The sequence below is a fragment of the uncultured Cedecea sp. genome (genome assembly GCF_947498825.1).
Taxonomy (GTDB): Bacteria; Pseudomonadota; Gammaproteobacteria; order Enterobacterales; family Enterobacteriaceae; genus JGM124.
Genome location: NZ_CANMLV010000005.1, coordinates 199309 through 214208, shown reverse-complemented (window position 1 = coordinate 214208; position 14900 = coordinate 199309). Strand labels below are relative to the sequence as shown.

The following is a 14900-nucleotide window of genomic DNA, read 5'->3' as shown; positions in this document are numbered from 1 at the left end:
GGTAAATCTTTAAGCCCCTGTTTGCCTCCTGCTTAATGCCCTTCTTTATGCCCCGTACGGACCGGTGTATGATGAGGATATAAACACCACAAAGAATAGGGATATTTTCTGAATGGATATAAAAGCGCAGGTGATGAAAAATTCCGCCGCAGCTCGCCAGGCGGCCTCAACCCCCTCAGGCTGCAAAGCCTGTCAGTGAACCGGGATCCCCATACTGCCACTGAGAGTTGCCGCCGTGCCGGAATGCATGGTGAGAACTGACTGGCATCCAACTGTGCCGGCACAAACCGTGCCGTTGTCCGGTAAGGCATTCAAATACGCCTTGCGTACGTTGCGTATAGGCTACCTGTATGTGTTGCTCGATAAATCTGTCTGGCAGGCCTATGAGGTGACCGCTGCTGGCTGTATGCGCCAGTTTCATCCCTATGATATGCCGGAAGGTGACAGCGTACCGCCGCTCTCAGAGTCCTGCCGGACAGCAGGACACGATGTTATCACCAGTTTTATCAATCTTGATGACCAGCGCTACAGCGAGGCATGGCTGGCATTTAGCTCCGATCCATGGACAAAAACCGTGCTGGACGGTTATAAAAATGCCCTGCGCCCGCACAACCGTTTCACCAAAATTTCCATCGCCGACCTGAAAAACAGTCCGCGCAGTGTCCCGGAAGCAATGGTACTGACACCGGATCTGGACTCTTTAAACGCGAATGTGGCTGAGTTTGAGACCACATTCTTCCAGGATACTTCCCGCACAGGGAAAAAGGTGGAGGGCAGTATTCACGGTTTTTATCCGCGCATGGACAGTGATAAGCAGCGACAGATGGGGATGCATATTATTGCCATGAGCGAGCAGTACCGCTGCCAGATCTCGGCGCTGGTGCTGAATGACAGCGTCGGAGTGGTGCAGGAGCTAAACAACGCCCGTATGCAGATAGCCGAGGCGACTCAGGCTTATCTTGAACAGCCGGGTATCTTTCACCGGCACCTGATTTCACTGGCTATCACCTCGTATATGGATTCGCTGAAAGCGGGCATTAACGCGAACGCGCAACCGGAATTTGACCTTAAGCCGTCAGAGTATGTGCTGGCCGGACCCTCATTTGGCAAATCGCCGATCATGATTTCGAAAGAGGATGTGGCGAAAAACACCTTCGCTGCGCTGCAGGTTCGGCTGGCAAAAAGCTATGACGAGCAGGCCAGGGCGGCATTCGAGCGGGAGTTTGAGCAGCGTTTCAGTCAGCCACAGGCACTACTGACGGCGGTTGATAACGACCTTGCCGGCTGGTATCAGTCTGATGAATGGCTAACGGTGATTCAGCATGACTATTCTCCGGACACGCGAGTGCACAGCTGGGTGGCACAGAACGGCACGCTGGCGGTCTGTCTGCAGGGTGGGGCAATGGGGGCGGCGACGGACAAAGTGTGGCTGAACTGGCTTGAAACGGGTACTTCACCAGCCTATACGGGCTTTACCGGAATGGACCCGTCATAATTGAATAACGTGTTCAATTTCGGTAACTACAAAACCGTGCTGACTTCGGATGAATTTAACGCAGCCCTGCAGAGTAAACGGGTCCAGCAGGGGCTGGGCGCGAGGATGCTGGCAGTATCCGGCTCAGCCGGACGGCTGGTCAAAGAACTATCGCCCTCAACGCGGAAAAGCTTGGCGTGGATGATACAGGCGGCGATGCAGAGTGCCGGTGAACCCGCCTTCATCGTGAATTATACCAGTACACTGCGCCAGCTGCAGCAGCGGTTCAATAGCGGCGGAGACAGTGCCGCGAAGGGCGGTACCGCCGCTGCGGCTACCGGTGCCGTGGTCGTTCTGAATGCTCAGGCGATGGATATGCCGGTAAAAATGAGCGTGGCGGTACCCGGGACGGTGGAGAGTCTGCCGCAACGCGTCATTTCCGCGGCACAGCCGGCGGCCAGTCTGCCATTGTATGACATATCGGTTTCTGAATTGTCGCTGAGCGGGCGGCAAAACGCCGGGGTCGTGATGCAAGCCACGGAGGCAGAGCTGGCCAAGTTTAACGAGCTGGGTAAACGAGTGATCAGCGGTGACGGTGTCGGACTCATAATGGGGGCCGGGCTGATGGCTATCCAGATGTATGGCTGGCACGATCTACAGGATCGGTTGCGCCGGGAAACCGGAAACGAAGTGGATGTGACCGCCGATGTGACCATCAGCACGCTGTTGATGATGGAAGGATTTACCGAGATGCTGGGATTTGCGACCAAGCTGGCGGTTAAGGAAAACTGGCTGGTGCTGAGTAAGTCGGCACAGGTGCCTTTTGGGGTGCGGTTTGGTGGGGTACTGGGGGGAATTGCCGGGATCGTTGAGGGGATTAGGGAGTGGCATCATGGCTCTGAAGCACTTGATGATGGAGACATCAAGGCTGGAAGATATTATCAAGCCTCTGCTGCTGCTTCAGTTGTTGGGGGAGGAGTAGCTTTATTTTCTGGAGGTCTTGGTGTCTTTTCCCTAACCGCTACAACAGCATCTGGTATTTTAGTGTTAGGACCGATTGGCTGGGCTGCATTACTTTTACTGGCAGGAGCTGTCTGGGCCACTAAGGCAAAAGCTTTACGGAGTACACCATTTGAAATCTGGCTACGACGCACCTGCTTTGGCATCCCCAACGAGGCGATTAATGCTTTGCCGGTGTGGAAAGCGGAGAGCCAGACTGACCTGACTGCCGCCCTGGCTAATTACCTGGCTATCCGTAGCGGGATGGTGGCTAATGTTGCTTTCGGTGGTACCACCCCAATTCAGTCCGTGGCGTATAACCGGATTGAGTTCCGGGTGGCCCTGCCGGGCTGGAATGCTGCCAGAGGGGGCTGGTCGGTAAGGGTAACCAGTAACAGCGATAACCGGGTGTTGTTCTCTCAGTCACAAAATGCGCCTGGTATTGCCGATCATCAGCAGCGTGTTCGGGCTTCTGACAGCTATCCTGGAATGCTACAGATAAGTCCTGACGGCACGGCGCTGGTGATAGAGGGCAATGTCTGGGCAGCACAGAGCCGGACGCCGGGCGTAACGATGGTAGCTGATTACTGGCTGGATAACGCCGACCCTGATACCCGGATGGGGCTGACGGTCATGGCCGTACCCTCTTGGGTGAACAGTGACACAATCGAACAATGGAGTGTGAAATGACAGATAACGAAAAATCCCGCCTGATTAAGCCGGTTCGATACTGGAGTGAAGACCTGCCGGATCCGGAAGAAGAGCAGATGGTTTTCCCGAGGCTTATCCGGGTCAATGAAATCAACGATGTGTGGATGGAAATTCCCCGTTACGTTAATCATGGATGGGGCGTTCTATGGTTTGGGGGAATACTTGTTTTATCATGTTTTATATATTTTATCCTTTCTCCATATGTAGTTATGGACATGCTTTCTGATTCTTCGTCGTTTATTTTTTACTTCACGATATTTTTTCCATTAATGTCCATGATGGTTTGGTGTTTTAGAACAGTTCTATTTGCCGCCAGAGGAGCACCAGTGCGCTTTAACCGCAAACAACAAAAAGTGTATGTCTATGAGCAGCAGTGCAGTGTCTGGCCGTGGTGGCGCTGGCCGGTGGAAATCAAAGTATTTGACTGGGCGGATATTCAGGGAGAAAGGGTGCAGAGGGTCGGGCACGCTGACTGGGGTCACCGGATATACTGTGCAGTCTGCGAGCCGGGGACATATCTGGTCAAAGACCGGTTTATCCTGACCTGGACGGAAGGCAATATTTATGAGGTTTACGGCTTGTGGAGCGCCTGCTGTCAGTATATGCAGGGCAAGGCCGTGTCTGATAAACCCCTACGAACGCATATACCCCCCAGCTGGACGCCGTTTAAAACCGTAAAGTGGCCGAAAGAGATGGATGAAGCCTCCAAAGCGGTGCCGGAGTGGGCATAATTTTCTGGAAGTCCTTTTATCCCCAAAAATGAAAAAAACATCCCGGGTAAACAGTGATGTAACTGAACAATGGAGTGTGAAGTAATGAATAACGAAAAATCCCGCCTGATTAAACCGGTCCGATACTGGAGTGAAGACCTGCCGGATCCGGAAGAAGAGCAGATGGTTTTTCCGAGGCTTATCCGGGTCAATGAAATTAACGATGTGTGGATGGAAATTCCCCGCGACAGATATATTGTGTGGGGGGCGATCTGGATCGGTAGTTTTCTATTATTAGGATGCTTTGTTTTTTTGCTGTGGATTGATGTACAAATTTATTTCCTGCCAAATCCAATATGGGGGCTACTCGACTTTACGCTTTTTTCATTCGTTATTTGGGGCTTCAGAACCGCACTCTTTGCTGTTCGTGGAGCACCAATTCGTTTTAACCGTAAACAGCAAAAAGTCTATGTTTACGAACAGAAGAACACACTCTGGCCCTGGTGGAAATGGCCGGTGGAAATCAAGGTATTTGACTGGGCGGATATTCAGGGCGAAAGGGTGCAGATGGCCGGGCACGCTGACTGGGGCCACCGGATATACTGTGCAGTCTGCGAGCCGGGGACATATCTGGTCAAAGACCGGTTTATCCTGACCTGGACGGAAGGCAATATTTATGAGGTTTACGGCTTGTGGAGCGCCTGCTGTCAGTATATGCAGGGCAAGACCGTGTCTGATAAACCCCTGCGAACGCATATACCCCCCAGCTGGACGCCGTTCAAAACCGTAAAGTGGCCGAAAGAGATGGATGAAGCCTCCAAAGCGGTGCCGGAGTGGGCATAATTTTCTTTTCCAAAGACCCTTATCGAGTACACGAGAAAGGAAATAAAGCAGTCAGTGACATATCAGGCATAGCGACCACAACAAGAAATTCTGGTTAGATATCTTGCTTTCACTTTCTTCTTTTTATTTGCTTCCAATTCGGAAGGAAGACTGTTGCACAGTGTGGAACACATGTTATGCCGTTCCATATTGAGGAACACGTATAGTGTCATGATTAAAAGTTTTAGGCATAAAGGATTGAAAAACTTTTTTCTCAAAGATGATAGTAGTGGTATTGAGCAAAAATTGATTGCTCGCATAAGAACACGGTTTACCGTAATTGATGCAGCTGACGGCATAGACGGGATCGACATGCCTGGATATAACCTGCATCAGCTTAAAGAGGAGCGCAAAAACATCTGGTCAATTAATGTTTCTGGTAACTGGCGTAGTACTTTCAAGTTCATTGATGGTGATGCAGAGATCGTCAACCTGGAGGATTATCACTAATGAAAATGGCTAACCCTGCCCATCCAGGCGAAATTATTGCAGAGACACTGGAAGATATGCATGTGAGCCTCCGGCAGTTTGCGAAGGCAATGAATATTGCGCCATCAACAGCCAGCAGATTACTATCAGGTCAAACCGCAGTTACGCCAGAAATGGCCTTGAGACTGTCTGCTGTTATTGGCAGTACTCCTGAAACTTGGTTAAAAATACAGATAAATTGCAGTCTATATCAGGCCAGGCAAAAGACCGACCTTAGCCATTTGCACAAACTGGCCCTTGCCTGATACTCCACCCCTTGGCATGTTATTGCTTTTTTGCCACCATCTACTTCTTATATACCGCCAGCAAGCGAGCATCTCACTATGCTATAGTAAGTGCCAAATCCTGTATTCTGGTACACCATACCGATGGTGTACTGGGCAAGCAAAAATACGATATAAAGACAAACATGCCCGAAAATAAAGAATCACCCAACCTGCAGCAAAACAGCATTGATACAGCGAAAAAATATAGTCCTTCACGATTTAGCATTGCCCCCATGCTCGACTGGACTGACCGTCACTGCCGTTATTTTTTACGTCAGCTGTCACGTCATACCCTGCTGTATACCGAAATGGTGACCACAGGCGCGATTATTCACGGAAAAGGGGATTATCTTGCCTACAGTGAAGAAGAGCATCCGGTTGCTTTACAGCTAGGCGGGAGCGATCCACAGGCGCTGGCGGAGTGTGCAAAGCTTGCGGAGGCCCGGGGTTATGATGAAATTAATCTCAACGTTGGCTGCCCGTCTGACCGTGTCCAGAATGGTCGGTTTGGAGCCTGCCTGATGGGAGATGCCCAGCTGGTCGCTGATTGTATCAAAGCGATGCGTGATGTGGTCTCTATTCCGGTAACGGTGAAAACCCGTATTGGTATTGATGACCAGGACAGCTATGCCTTTCTGTGCGATTTTATTGAAACCGTATCCGGCAAAGGGGAATGTAATGAGTTTATCATTCATGCCCGAAAAGCCTGGTTATCCGGACTCAGCCCAAAAGAAAACCGTGAAATTCCGCCGCTGGACTATCCGCGCGTCTATCAGTTAAAGCGCGATTTTCCGCAACTGACGTTATCGATTAATGGTGGCATTAAAACGCTTGAAGAGGCTAAGACACATCTGCAGCATCTTGATGGCGTGATGGTTGGCCGTGAAGCGTATCAGAACCCGGGTTTACTGGCGAAAGTGGATCGTGAAATATTCGGTTCAACTGAACCTGAGCCTTGTCCGTTTGCCGTGGTGCGTACCATGTATCCTTATATTGAACATGAGCTAACCAAAGGCACTTACTTGGGTCATGTGACGCGTCATATGCTGGGTCTGTTCCAGGGGATCCCAGGGGCGCGTCAGTGGCGTCGTTATTTAAGTGAAAATGCGCATAAGCCCGGAGCCGGGGTCAGCGTTGTCGAACAAGCGCTGTCATTAGTTGAAAACAGACGATAATTTTTGAGTAAAAATAGTCAGAATGCGCGCGGGATTGAGGGGCCGATCACAAGCTGGTATTTATTCCTAATCAGCGCATTTTAATTAGATTCAAAATCTGAGAGTATCCTTAGCGCTTTACTCATTTATCGCGCTGTACCCTACATACAGTACGAAATAAAAAAAGAAAGGGCTTCCTACGGGAAGCCCTAATTCTTTGTATTTACAGGCTGATTTATGGGATCAGCAGGCTGGAACCCTGCGTGGAACGGCTTTCCAGAGTCTGGTGAGCCAGAACCACATCATCTAACGCAAACATCTGATTTTCGGGAACATCGACATTAATTTTACCGCTGATAATCAACGAAAATAGTTCACTACTCGCTTCGCTAAGTTCTTCCCGGGTGGTGACATATCCGTTCAGGGAAGGACGTGTGACATACAGTGAACCCTTCTGATTCAATATTCCTAAATTAACCCCAGAAACCGGACCGGATGAGTTACCAAAACTGACCATTAATCCGCGCGGCTGTATGCAATCCAGCGAGGCTTCCCAGGTATCTTTACCCACCGAGTCGTAAACCACGGCAACTTTATTGCCGTTATTTAGCACCTGAAGACGCTCGGCGATATTCTCGTCACGGTAATTAATGGTCTGCCAGGCTCCAGCCTGTTTTGCACGCTCCGCTTTTTCAGCAGAGCCGACGGTACCAATCAGTTTCGCGTCCAGTGCTTTTGCCCACTGGCAGGCTATCAGCCCTACGCCACCTGCTGCGGCGTGAAACAGAAAGGTTTCCCCCGCCTTTATGGGATAGGTTTTGCGTAGCAAATAGTAAACGGTTAATCCTTTCAGGAAAGACGCCGCAGCCTGTTCGAAAGAGATGGCGTCCGGTAGTTTTGCGGCTTTCGCTGCGGGCACGTTATGTACCGTACTGTAAGCCCCTAAACCTGACTGAGCATAGACCACACGATCGCCGACGGCTAAATGGGTGACATTGCGACCGATTTTGCTAACGATACCCGCCGCCTCAGTACCCAGGCCGCTCGGCAGCGACGGGGGGGGATACAAACCGCTGCGAATATAAGTATCAATGTAATTGATCCCAATCGCTTTATTTTCTACCTGAACTTCATTATCAGCAGGGGGATTAGGCGTAAAATCAACAGTCTGTAGTACCTCTGGCCCGCCATGCTGAGTAAACTGAATACGCTTTGCCATAGAAACTCCTAGTGTCTTCGGGGGTAAAGACTGGTTATACTTCAACTCTTCTACTATGAACCTGGTAACTCCTTCATTATGGCAGTAAAAAAACCCTTCAACCAACCTTCTGCCCCTCGCGACCGCCAGGTCGAAGGCCTGAAGATGCCGCCACACTCGCTTGAGGCAGAGCAATCGGTGTTGGGTGGCTTAATGCTGGATAACGAACGCTGGGATAATGTCTCTGAGCGTGTTGTCAGCAACGATTTCTTTAGTCGACCGCACCGCACCATCTTCACTGAAATGCAGCGCCTGCTGGAAATGAGCAAGCCCATCGACCTGATCACCCTGTCTGAGTCACTTGAACTTCAGGGGCATCTTGAAAGTGTCGGCGGCTTTGCCTATCTTGCAGAACTCTCAAAAAATACACCCAGTGCGGCGAATATTGGTGCCTACGCCGATATCGTACGTGAACGCGCGGTAGTGCGTGAAATGATCGCGGTAGCGAATGAAATCGCGGATGCCGGATACGATCCTCAGGGACGTACCAGTGAAGATCTGCTGGACTTGGCTGAGTCGCGCGTTTTCCAGATAGCAGAAAATCGTGCTAATAAAGATGAAGGCCCGAAAAGCATTGATCAGATCCTTGAAGCGACCGTATCACGTATCGAATCTCTTTATCAGACACCCCATGACGGGGTGACAGGGGTTGATACCGGTTATAACGATCTGAATAAGAAAACCGCAGGTCTGCAACGTTCTGACTTAATTATCGTTGCCGCTCGTCCTTCAATGGGTAAAACCACCTTCGCGATGAACCTGTGTGAAAACGCGGCAATGTTGCAGGAAAAACCTGTCCTGATTTTCAGTCTTGAAATGCCCGGTGAGCAGTTGATGATGCGTATGCTGGCCTCGTTATCCCGAGTCGATCAGACACGTATCCGTACCGGCCAGCTAGATGATGAAGACTGGGCGCGGATCTCCAGTACCATGGGTATCTTGCTTGAAAAGCGCAATATGTATATTGATGACTCTTCAGGCCTGACGCCGACGGAAGTGCGTTCGCGCGCGCGTCGTATCTATCGTGAACATGAGGGGCTCAGCCTTATCATGATCGACTACTTGCAGTTAATGCGTGTTCCGGCGCTGTCTGACAACCGTACCTTAGAAATTGCTGAGATTTCTCGCTCTCTGAAAGCGCTGGCTAAAGAGCTACAGGTTCCTGTTGTGGCGCTTTCCCAGCTTAACCGTTCTCTGGAACAACGTGCAGATAAACGCCCGGTCAACTCAGATTTGCGTGAATCAGGCTCGATTGAGCAGGATGCTGACCTTATCATGTTTATTTATCGTGATGAGGTGTATCACGAAAACAGTGACCTGAAAGGGATTGCGGAAATTATTATTGGTAAGCAGCGTAACGGTCCGATCGGTTCGGTACGTCTGACCTTTAACGGTCAGTGGTCACGATTTGATAACTACGCCGGGCCACAATACGACGAAGAATAGCTCTCTGACCCTTTGCTCGGGTTATTGCCTGACCAGTGCAAGGGAAATGTTTAACCTGTTTTAAGCAAGGAAGAGATATGAAAGCGGCCACTGTTGTGGTTAATCGCCGTGCTTTGCGACACAATTTACAGCGTTTGCGTGAACTGGCACCAAAGAGTGAAATCGTTGCCGTCGTTAAAGCGAATGCCTATGGGCATGGTTTACTGGAAAGTGCTCTGACGCTTACCGATGCTGATGCTTTCGGCGTGGCACGCTTTGAAGAGGCGCTGCGCCTGCGAGCCGGGGGAGTAACTAAACCTATCCTGTTGCTGGAAGGTTTTTTTAAATCTGCAGATTTACCGACTATTGCGGCACAAAACTTTCACACTGCGGTTCACAGCATTCAACAACTCGAAGCGTTAGAACAGGCAACTTTGGAACAACCTGTCAGAGTCTGGATGAAGCTCGATACAGGTATGCATCGCCTGGGGGTCAGGCCAGAAGAGGCTGAGGCTTTTTATCAGCGTTTGAGCCAGTGTAAAAATGTCTGCCAGCCGGTAAATATCATGAGCCACTTTGCCCGGGCCGATGAGCTGGAATCTGACGCGACCTCAAGCCAAATGTCTGTTTTTAAAAACTTCACAGCAAATAAACCCGCGCAGCTGTCGATTGCGGCTTCCAATGGCATTCTTTTCTGGCCTGAATCTCATTTCGACTGGATACGACCCGGGATTATTCTCTATGGGATTTCACCGCTGGAAAATAAACCCTGGGCGGATGAGCTAGGATTCCAGCCTGTAATGACATTACGCTCTAATCTGATTGCTGTCCGTGAGCATAAAAAAGGTGAGCCCGTGGGTTACGGTGGCACTTGGACTGCTGAACGTGATACCTGTCTGGGCGTGGTCGCGATGGGATACGGGGACGGATATCCGCGATGTGCTCCTTCGGGTACTCCTGTGCTGGTGAACGGTCGCGAAGTGCCAATCGTCGGGCGTGTATCAATGGATATGATCTCTGTTGATTTAGGACCCGGAGCACAGGATAAACCCGGCGATAGCGTGGTGATGTGGGGAGATGGCTTACCCGTTGAGCGTATTGCTGAAATCACAAAGGTGAGTGCTTACGAACTTGTCACCAGACTGACATCACGCGCAGTGATGGAGTATCTGGACTGATTGTCCCTGCCTGGTTTACAGTGGTGAGGCACACGACTGTAAACCAGGAGAACCCCAAAGTGTTTCAAAAAGTTGACGCCTATGCAGGCGACCCCATCCTGTCGTTGATGGAACGTTTCAAATCAGACCCGCGTTCGGATAAGGTAAACCTGAGCATTGGCCTCTATTACGACGCAGAGGGGACGATTCCTCAGCTTCAGGCAGTTGCTGCCGCAGAAGAAAAACTCAATGCCGCACCACACGGGGCTTCTCTTTATCTGCCAATGGAAGGTTTAAGTGGCTATCGTTCCGCCATTGCGCCGTTATTATTCGGCAGCGATAACCGGGCGTTACGTGAAGGCCGTATCGCTACCATTCAGACTCTGGGTGGTTCGGGGGCCTTGAAAGTGGGTGCTGACTTCCTGAAAACCTATTTTCCTGACTCACAGGTTTGGGTCAGCAACCCGACCTGGGAAAACCATATTGCCATTTTCTCCGGGGCCGGTTTTACAGTAAATACCTACCCTTGGTTTGATGACGAGAGCAAAGGGGTTCGTTTCGATGCGCTGCTGGAAACGCTGAACGGTTTACCTGAGCAAAGCATTGTCTTGCTGCATCCTTGCTGCCATAACCCGACCGGGGCTGACTTGACTAATAGTCAGTGGGATGCGGTTATCGAAGTATTGAAGGCCCGTAATGTGATCCCTTTCCTTGATATTGCTTATCAGGGCTTTGGTGCAGGTATGGAGCAGGATGCCTATGCTATTCGGGCGATTGCTGATGCGGGTTTACCGGCACTGGTCAGCAACTCATTTTCTAAGATCTTCTCTCTGTATGGTGAGCGTGTTGGCGGTTTATCTGTCGTCTGTGAAGATTCGGACGCAGCCGAGCGTGTGCTGGGACAGCTGAAAGCGGCAGTGCGTCGTAATTACTCCAGCCCACCGAATTTTGGTGCTCAAGTTGTCGCGACAGTATTGAATGACGAGCAACTGACAGCCAGCTGGCTGGCCGAAGTTGAGCAGATGCGTGTCCGTATTCTGGAAATGCGTCAGGTGTTGGTGGATGTACTGAAAGCAGAAATCCCCGATCGTAACTTCGATTATCTGCTACAACAGCGCGGTATGTTTAGCTACACCGGATTGAGTGCTGCGCAAGTAGACAGATTACGGGAAGAGTTTGGTATCTATCTGATCGCCAGCGGTCGTATGTGCGTCGCGGGTCTTAATCACAATAACGTACAGCGCGTAGCGCAGGCTTTTGCCGCTGTAATGTAAGTTGCGACGGATAAGCTCTTATTACTGCGGTAACAAGGGCTTATTATCTCTGACTTATTCTCTGCCATTATTTACCGCTATTCATCAGTAGGCATTAGTGTTAATGATGTTGTTCTGGCATTGTTAATGATTATTAATAACTGATTCCCTTATTTAATCATCGTGTTATATCCTCGTTATTCATTTTAAAAATTTTATAAAACTAATGTCTTTTTGTCGGTTTTTTTTGTCTTATTTTCAAAAAGATACAAAACAAAGACCTGCTCAAAAGAACATCTTATCTAAGAGAACGATATGAAAAAAATTGCCATTATCGGGAGCAGTGGAGGGAATCTTTATAATCTCGGTGGATCTTTTCCTGAAAAATTACTGGCAGAGATTTATGTTCAGTGTGATGCCGCAGGCCTTGAAGTTGCAGCGGTACAGTTTATCGCAGCCGAAGCATCAATGGATGGCGTCAAACTGACGACACCTGCCAGCCTCTATAGTCTGCCTGACGGCAATGGAACATCACCAAAACGTACGTTTGCAGGGGCGTTGTCGGCCGTCAATGATGCCGCTAAAGAGATGGATGCCCGCATTGCCCGGGAAATTCGCAACGGCAATATTGATGGCATAATCGTGATGAGTGCTGACCCGACCAGCGCTAATCAGCAAGTCTTTCAGGCAGCCGCTGAAATCCAGCTACCAGTGGTTGGAACCGGAGGGACATCAATGGCATTAATCGCCGCAACGGGCGCAAAAGTCATTGCAACCTCAGGAACAACAGGAACCACTAACCGAACCCGCGCGGTTTCCTTTGTTGCTTCTCTGGCGAAACACTGGGGCATTAAATATCGTCCTAATCTGTCCGGAGATATGTCGGGTAGCCAGCGCTCAAATAAGAGTCTGATGCAGCGCTGCAATATCCGCGGCATTATGATCCCCGCTTTGCCAGGATTTATTGCCATGGCGATAGTACTGGCGGCCAGTCATATTCCTGGATTTGAAAAACTCAAAGATGTCTTTGAAATTATGCTTAAAGCACTGCCTGTGCTGGTTGCCGTTCTGGCTGCCAAGCAGGTTTCTGAGTTAGATGAAGTCTCGATTGTTTCCGGGATTATTGCCGGGGTTCTTTCGGTCGAAGGGGGGGTAATTGGCGGGATTGTCGGTGGTTTACTGGCGGGTATCTTTGTTCGTTATCTGTTTGAACTCTGTCTGAGCTGGCGCTTTCCGACCACCACCGTCAATATTGTTGCCGGGGGGATATCGGGGCTGGCTGCGGGTTTAATTATGTTTTATCTGCTCAGCCCGCTGGCGTTGGTCGTGGGCGATTACATTAAAGACGCCCTGGCTGCTACCCTGGCTTACAGTCCAATTCTTGCCGGTCTGCTGGCAGGTCTGGTTATCTGGCCTGCTATTCTGGCGGGCGTTTATCATGCCGTTATCCTGCCACTGGTTCTGCTGGAGATGGAAAAAACCGGTGTTAGCTTCCTCGGTGCCGTGGATATGGTTGGACTGGTGATGGTTGCTGCAGGTATTAATTTGGCGAATGTGATTGCTCCCCGTGATAAAAGCGAAGCAGCCGTTGCCACACCTGGGCTGTTGATTAACCTTGGATTCGGGACCTTCGTTGAGTCGGCTTATCCATTTATGTTTGCCAATAAAGTGGTGTTTATCGCCGCCATTCTGTTCTCAGGACTGGGGGGCATGATGCTGGGCTATTTCAATGTTATGGGTATTGCCTATGTCCCGGCTTTTGTCTCACCCTTTATGTCCAACGATACGGTGAATATGGCCATTATTATGACAGTCGTGATGGTGCTGACCTGTGTTACTACACTGGTAGCAAACCGGTTTAAAGCGGTCGTAAAGCAAGAACAATCTGCGGCAGTAGCTGAATAGGTTAAGTCTGCCATACTTAATCCGCCTGGTTGTCGCCTACGTTAAGACCTCGCGGATTATTTAGAGTATGTGTTATTAAAATGTGAAGATGATTATTGTCAGTTTCGCTATGTTTTTGAATCTGCGGTAATATTATTCTGGTTATATACCCGTCATACTTCAAGTTGCTTGGGTGTTACCTGCGTCCAGCCCGCCGAATCACATAGTTTATCTATGCTCATCGACGGGCTGAACTGGGTGCCTACAAGCAACTCGAATTATTTTGGGTATAAATAATGATCTCAATATTTGAAATTTATTTACAGTCATAGAATTTGTACGGTTATTTAACTCTCTTAGTGGGGATATTTCCCCTGATTGGAAATCAATACCATGAAATTATTAGCTATCGATATGGACGGAACATTGCTCAATTCTGCCGGGCAAATTAGTGAAGAGAATCGCCAATCACTGGCTGATTTTATTGACCATACGGGTGGTGAGGTTATCGTGTGTTCGGCGCGTCCACTGGTAACCTTGCTAAAACTCCTGGAAGAGCAGCAAGTCCTCTCTCTGGTGCGTTATGTAGCAGGTTTTAATGGCAGTCAGGTATTTGATACGAAAGAAGATGTAATATTATTTGAAGGGCTTATGAATAGCATGGATATGCGTGATATTAATAGCGCTGTCGGCCTGTATAAATATCCTCATCACTTTTTTACTGCCACTGAGCTTATCTATCCTGCACATAAACCACTGTCTTCCTTTACGGAATATGAAGCTAAAGTGTTTGGTTTACCTTTGCAGCAATCGACTCAGGCGGAAATTTATCAGGCTTCTGATATTTGTAAAATCACGGTCTGTGGCGATAAAGAGAGCATCCTGAAATATCAGCAGACGTTAGCGGAAGATATGCCAGCAGGTTTTAGCAGCATGGCTACGGGTGAGAACTATATTGATATTCAGCCGACAGGAATTGATAAAGGGCATGCCGTGGCATTTATTAAACAACGCCTTAATCTTGTCGAACAGGATATTATTGCGATTGGCGACCAGCATAATGATTTGCCGATGTTTAATATTGCAGGCATTAAAATCGCCATGGGCAATGCAGTTGAGCGCTTGAAAAAAGCCGCGACCTTTGTGACAAGTGATAACAATCAGCACGGAGTTGCAGTGGCGGTTAACTGGGCTATTTCGCGAGCATAGAAAAGGCGTGAATTGCCCCTTACTGCAAG

General features: G+C 49.4%; 13 protein-coding genes. 12 read left to right on the top strand and 1 reads right to left on the bottom strand.

Translation table 11 applies throughout. The features are described from left to right. The first annotated feature begins 205 nt into the window (after window positions 1-205). The 7 genes from Q1A40_RS08435 to dusA all read left to right on the top strand — a co-directional run bounded on the left by Q1A40_RS08435 (window position 206) and on the right by dusA (window position 6706). Window positions 206-1495: a T6SS effector BTH_I2691 family protein gene (locus tag Q1A40_RS08435; RefSeq protein WP_367275733.1), complete on the top strand. Its 1290-nt coding sequence runs from the start codon at window positions 206-208 to the stop codon at window positions 1493-1495. Then, window positions 1496-3163 (top strand): hypothetical protein, encoded by a 1668-nt coding sequence (locus Q1A40_RS08430; RefSeq protein WP_299999207.1) that lies wholly within the window; start codon window positions 1496-1498, stop codon window positions 3161-3163. It begins immediately after the preceding gene. Beyond that, entirely contained in the window at window positions 3160-3915 is a 756-nt protein-coding gene (locus Q1A40_RS08425; protein WP_299999205.1) for a DUF6708 domain-containing protein, read from the top strand. The genes Q1A40_RS08430 and Q1A40_RS08425 overlap by 4 nt, the downstream gene beginning before the upstream one ends. 84 nt (window positions 3916-3999) lie before the next feature. After that, complete coding sequence (locus tag Q1A40_RS08420) at window positions 4000-4737, top strand: DUF6708 domain-containing protein (RefSeq protein ID WP_299999203.1); 738 nt, start codon at window positions 4000-4002, stop codon at window positions 4735-4737. Window positions 4738-4947: 210 nt separating this feature from the next. Beyond that, a complete protein-coding gene (locus tag Q1A40_RS08415; RefSeq protein ID WP_299999202.1) occupies window positions 4948-5226 on the top strand; it encodes a type II toxin-antitoxin system RelE/ParE family toxin in 279 nt (92 codons plus the stop codon). After that, window positions 5226-5510, top strand: a complete 285-nt coding sequence (locus tag Q1A40_RS08410) for a HigA family addiction module antitoxin (protein WP_299999201.1) — start codon at window positions 5226-5228, stop codon at window positions 5508-5510. Before Q1A40_RS08415 ends, Q1A40_RS08410 begins: the two co-directional genes overlap by 1 nt. 164 nt (window positions 5511-5674) lie before the next feature. Continuing rightward, window positions 5675-6706, top strand: a complete 1032-nt coding sequence (dusA, locus tag Q1A40_RS08405; RefSeq protein WP_299999200.1) for a tRNA dihydrouridine(20/20a) synthase DusA — start codon at window positions 5675-5677, stop codon at window positions 6704-6706. A 214-nt stretch (window positions 6707-6920) separates the two neighbouring features. Here dusA and Q1A40_RS08400 read toward each other — a convergent pair whose 3' ends face one another. Then, window positions 6921-7904 (bottom strand): quinone oxidoreductase, encoded by a 984-nt coding sequence (locus tag Q1A40_RS08400; protein WP_299999198.1) that lies wholly within the window; start codon window positions 7902-7904, stop codon window positions 6921-6923. A gap of 78 nt (window positions 7905-7982) precedes the next feature. Here Q1A40_RS08400 and dnaB point away from each other — a divergent pair, with 78 nt between their 5' ends. From dnaB to Q1A40_RS08375, 5 genes are all read left to right on the top strand, one after another. Further along, complete coding sequence (dnaB, locus tag Q1A40_RS08395; protein WP_299999196.1) at window positions 7983-9389, top strand: replicative DNA helicase; 1407 nt, start codon at window positions 7983-7985, stop codon at window positions 9387-9389. A gap of 77 nt (window positions 9390-9466) precedes the next feature. After that, window positions 9467-10546 (top strand): alanine racemase, encoded by a 1080-nt coding sequence (gene alr / locus Q1A40_RS08390; RefSeq protein WP_299999194.1) that lies wholly within the window; start codon window positions 9467-9469, stop codon window positions 10544-10546. A 59-nt stretch (window positions 10547-10605) separates the two neighbouring features. Then, entirely contained in the window at window positions 10606-11799 is a 1194-nt protein-coding gene (locus Q1A40_RS08385) for an amino acid aminotransferase (protein WP_299999192.1), read from the top strand. Between the two features lie 294 nt (window positions 11800-12093). After that, window positions 12094-13683 carry a PTS sugar transporter gene (locus Q1A40_RS08380; protein ID WP_299999190.1) on the top strand — a complete coding sequence of 530 codons (1590 nt, stop codon included), beginning with the start codon at window positions 12094-12096 and terminating at the stop codon, window positions 13681-13683. 372 nt (window positions 13684-14055) lie between these two features. After that, window positions 14056-14871 carry a Cof-type HAD-IIB family hydrolase gene (locus Q1A40_RS08375; protein WP_299999189.1) on the top strand — a complete coding sequence of 272 codons (816 nt, stop codon included), beginning with the start codon at window positions 14056-14058 and terminating at the stop codon, window positions 14869-14871. The last annotated feature ends 29 nt before the right edge of the window (window positions 14872-14900 follow it).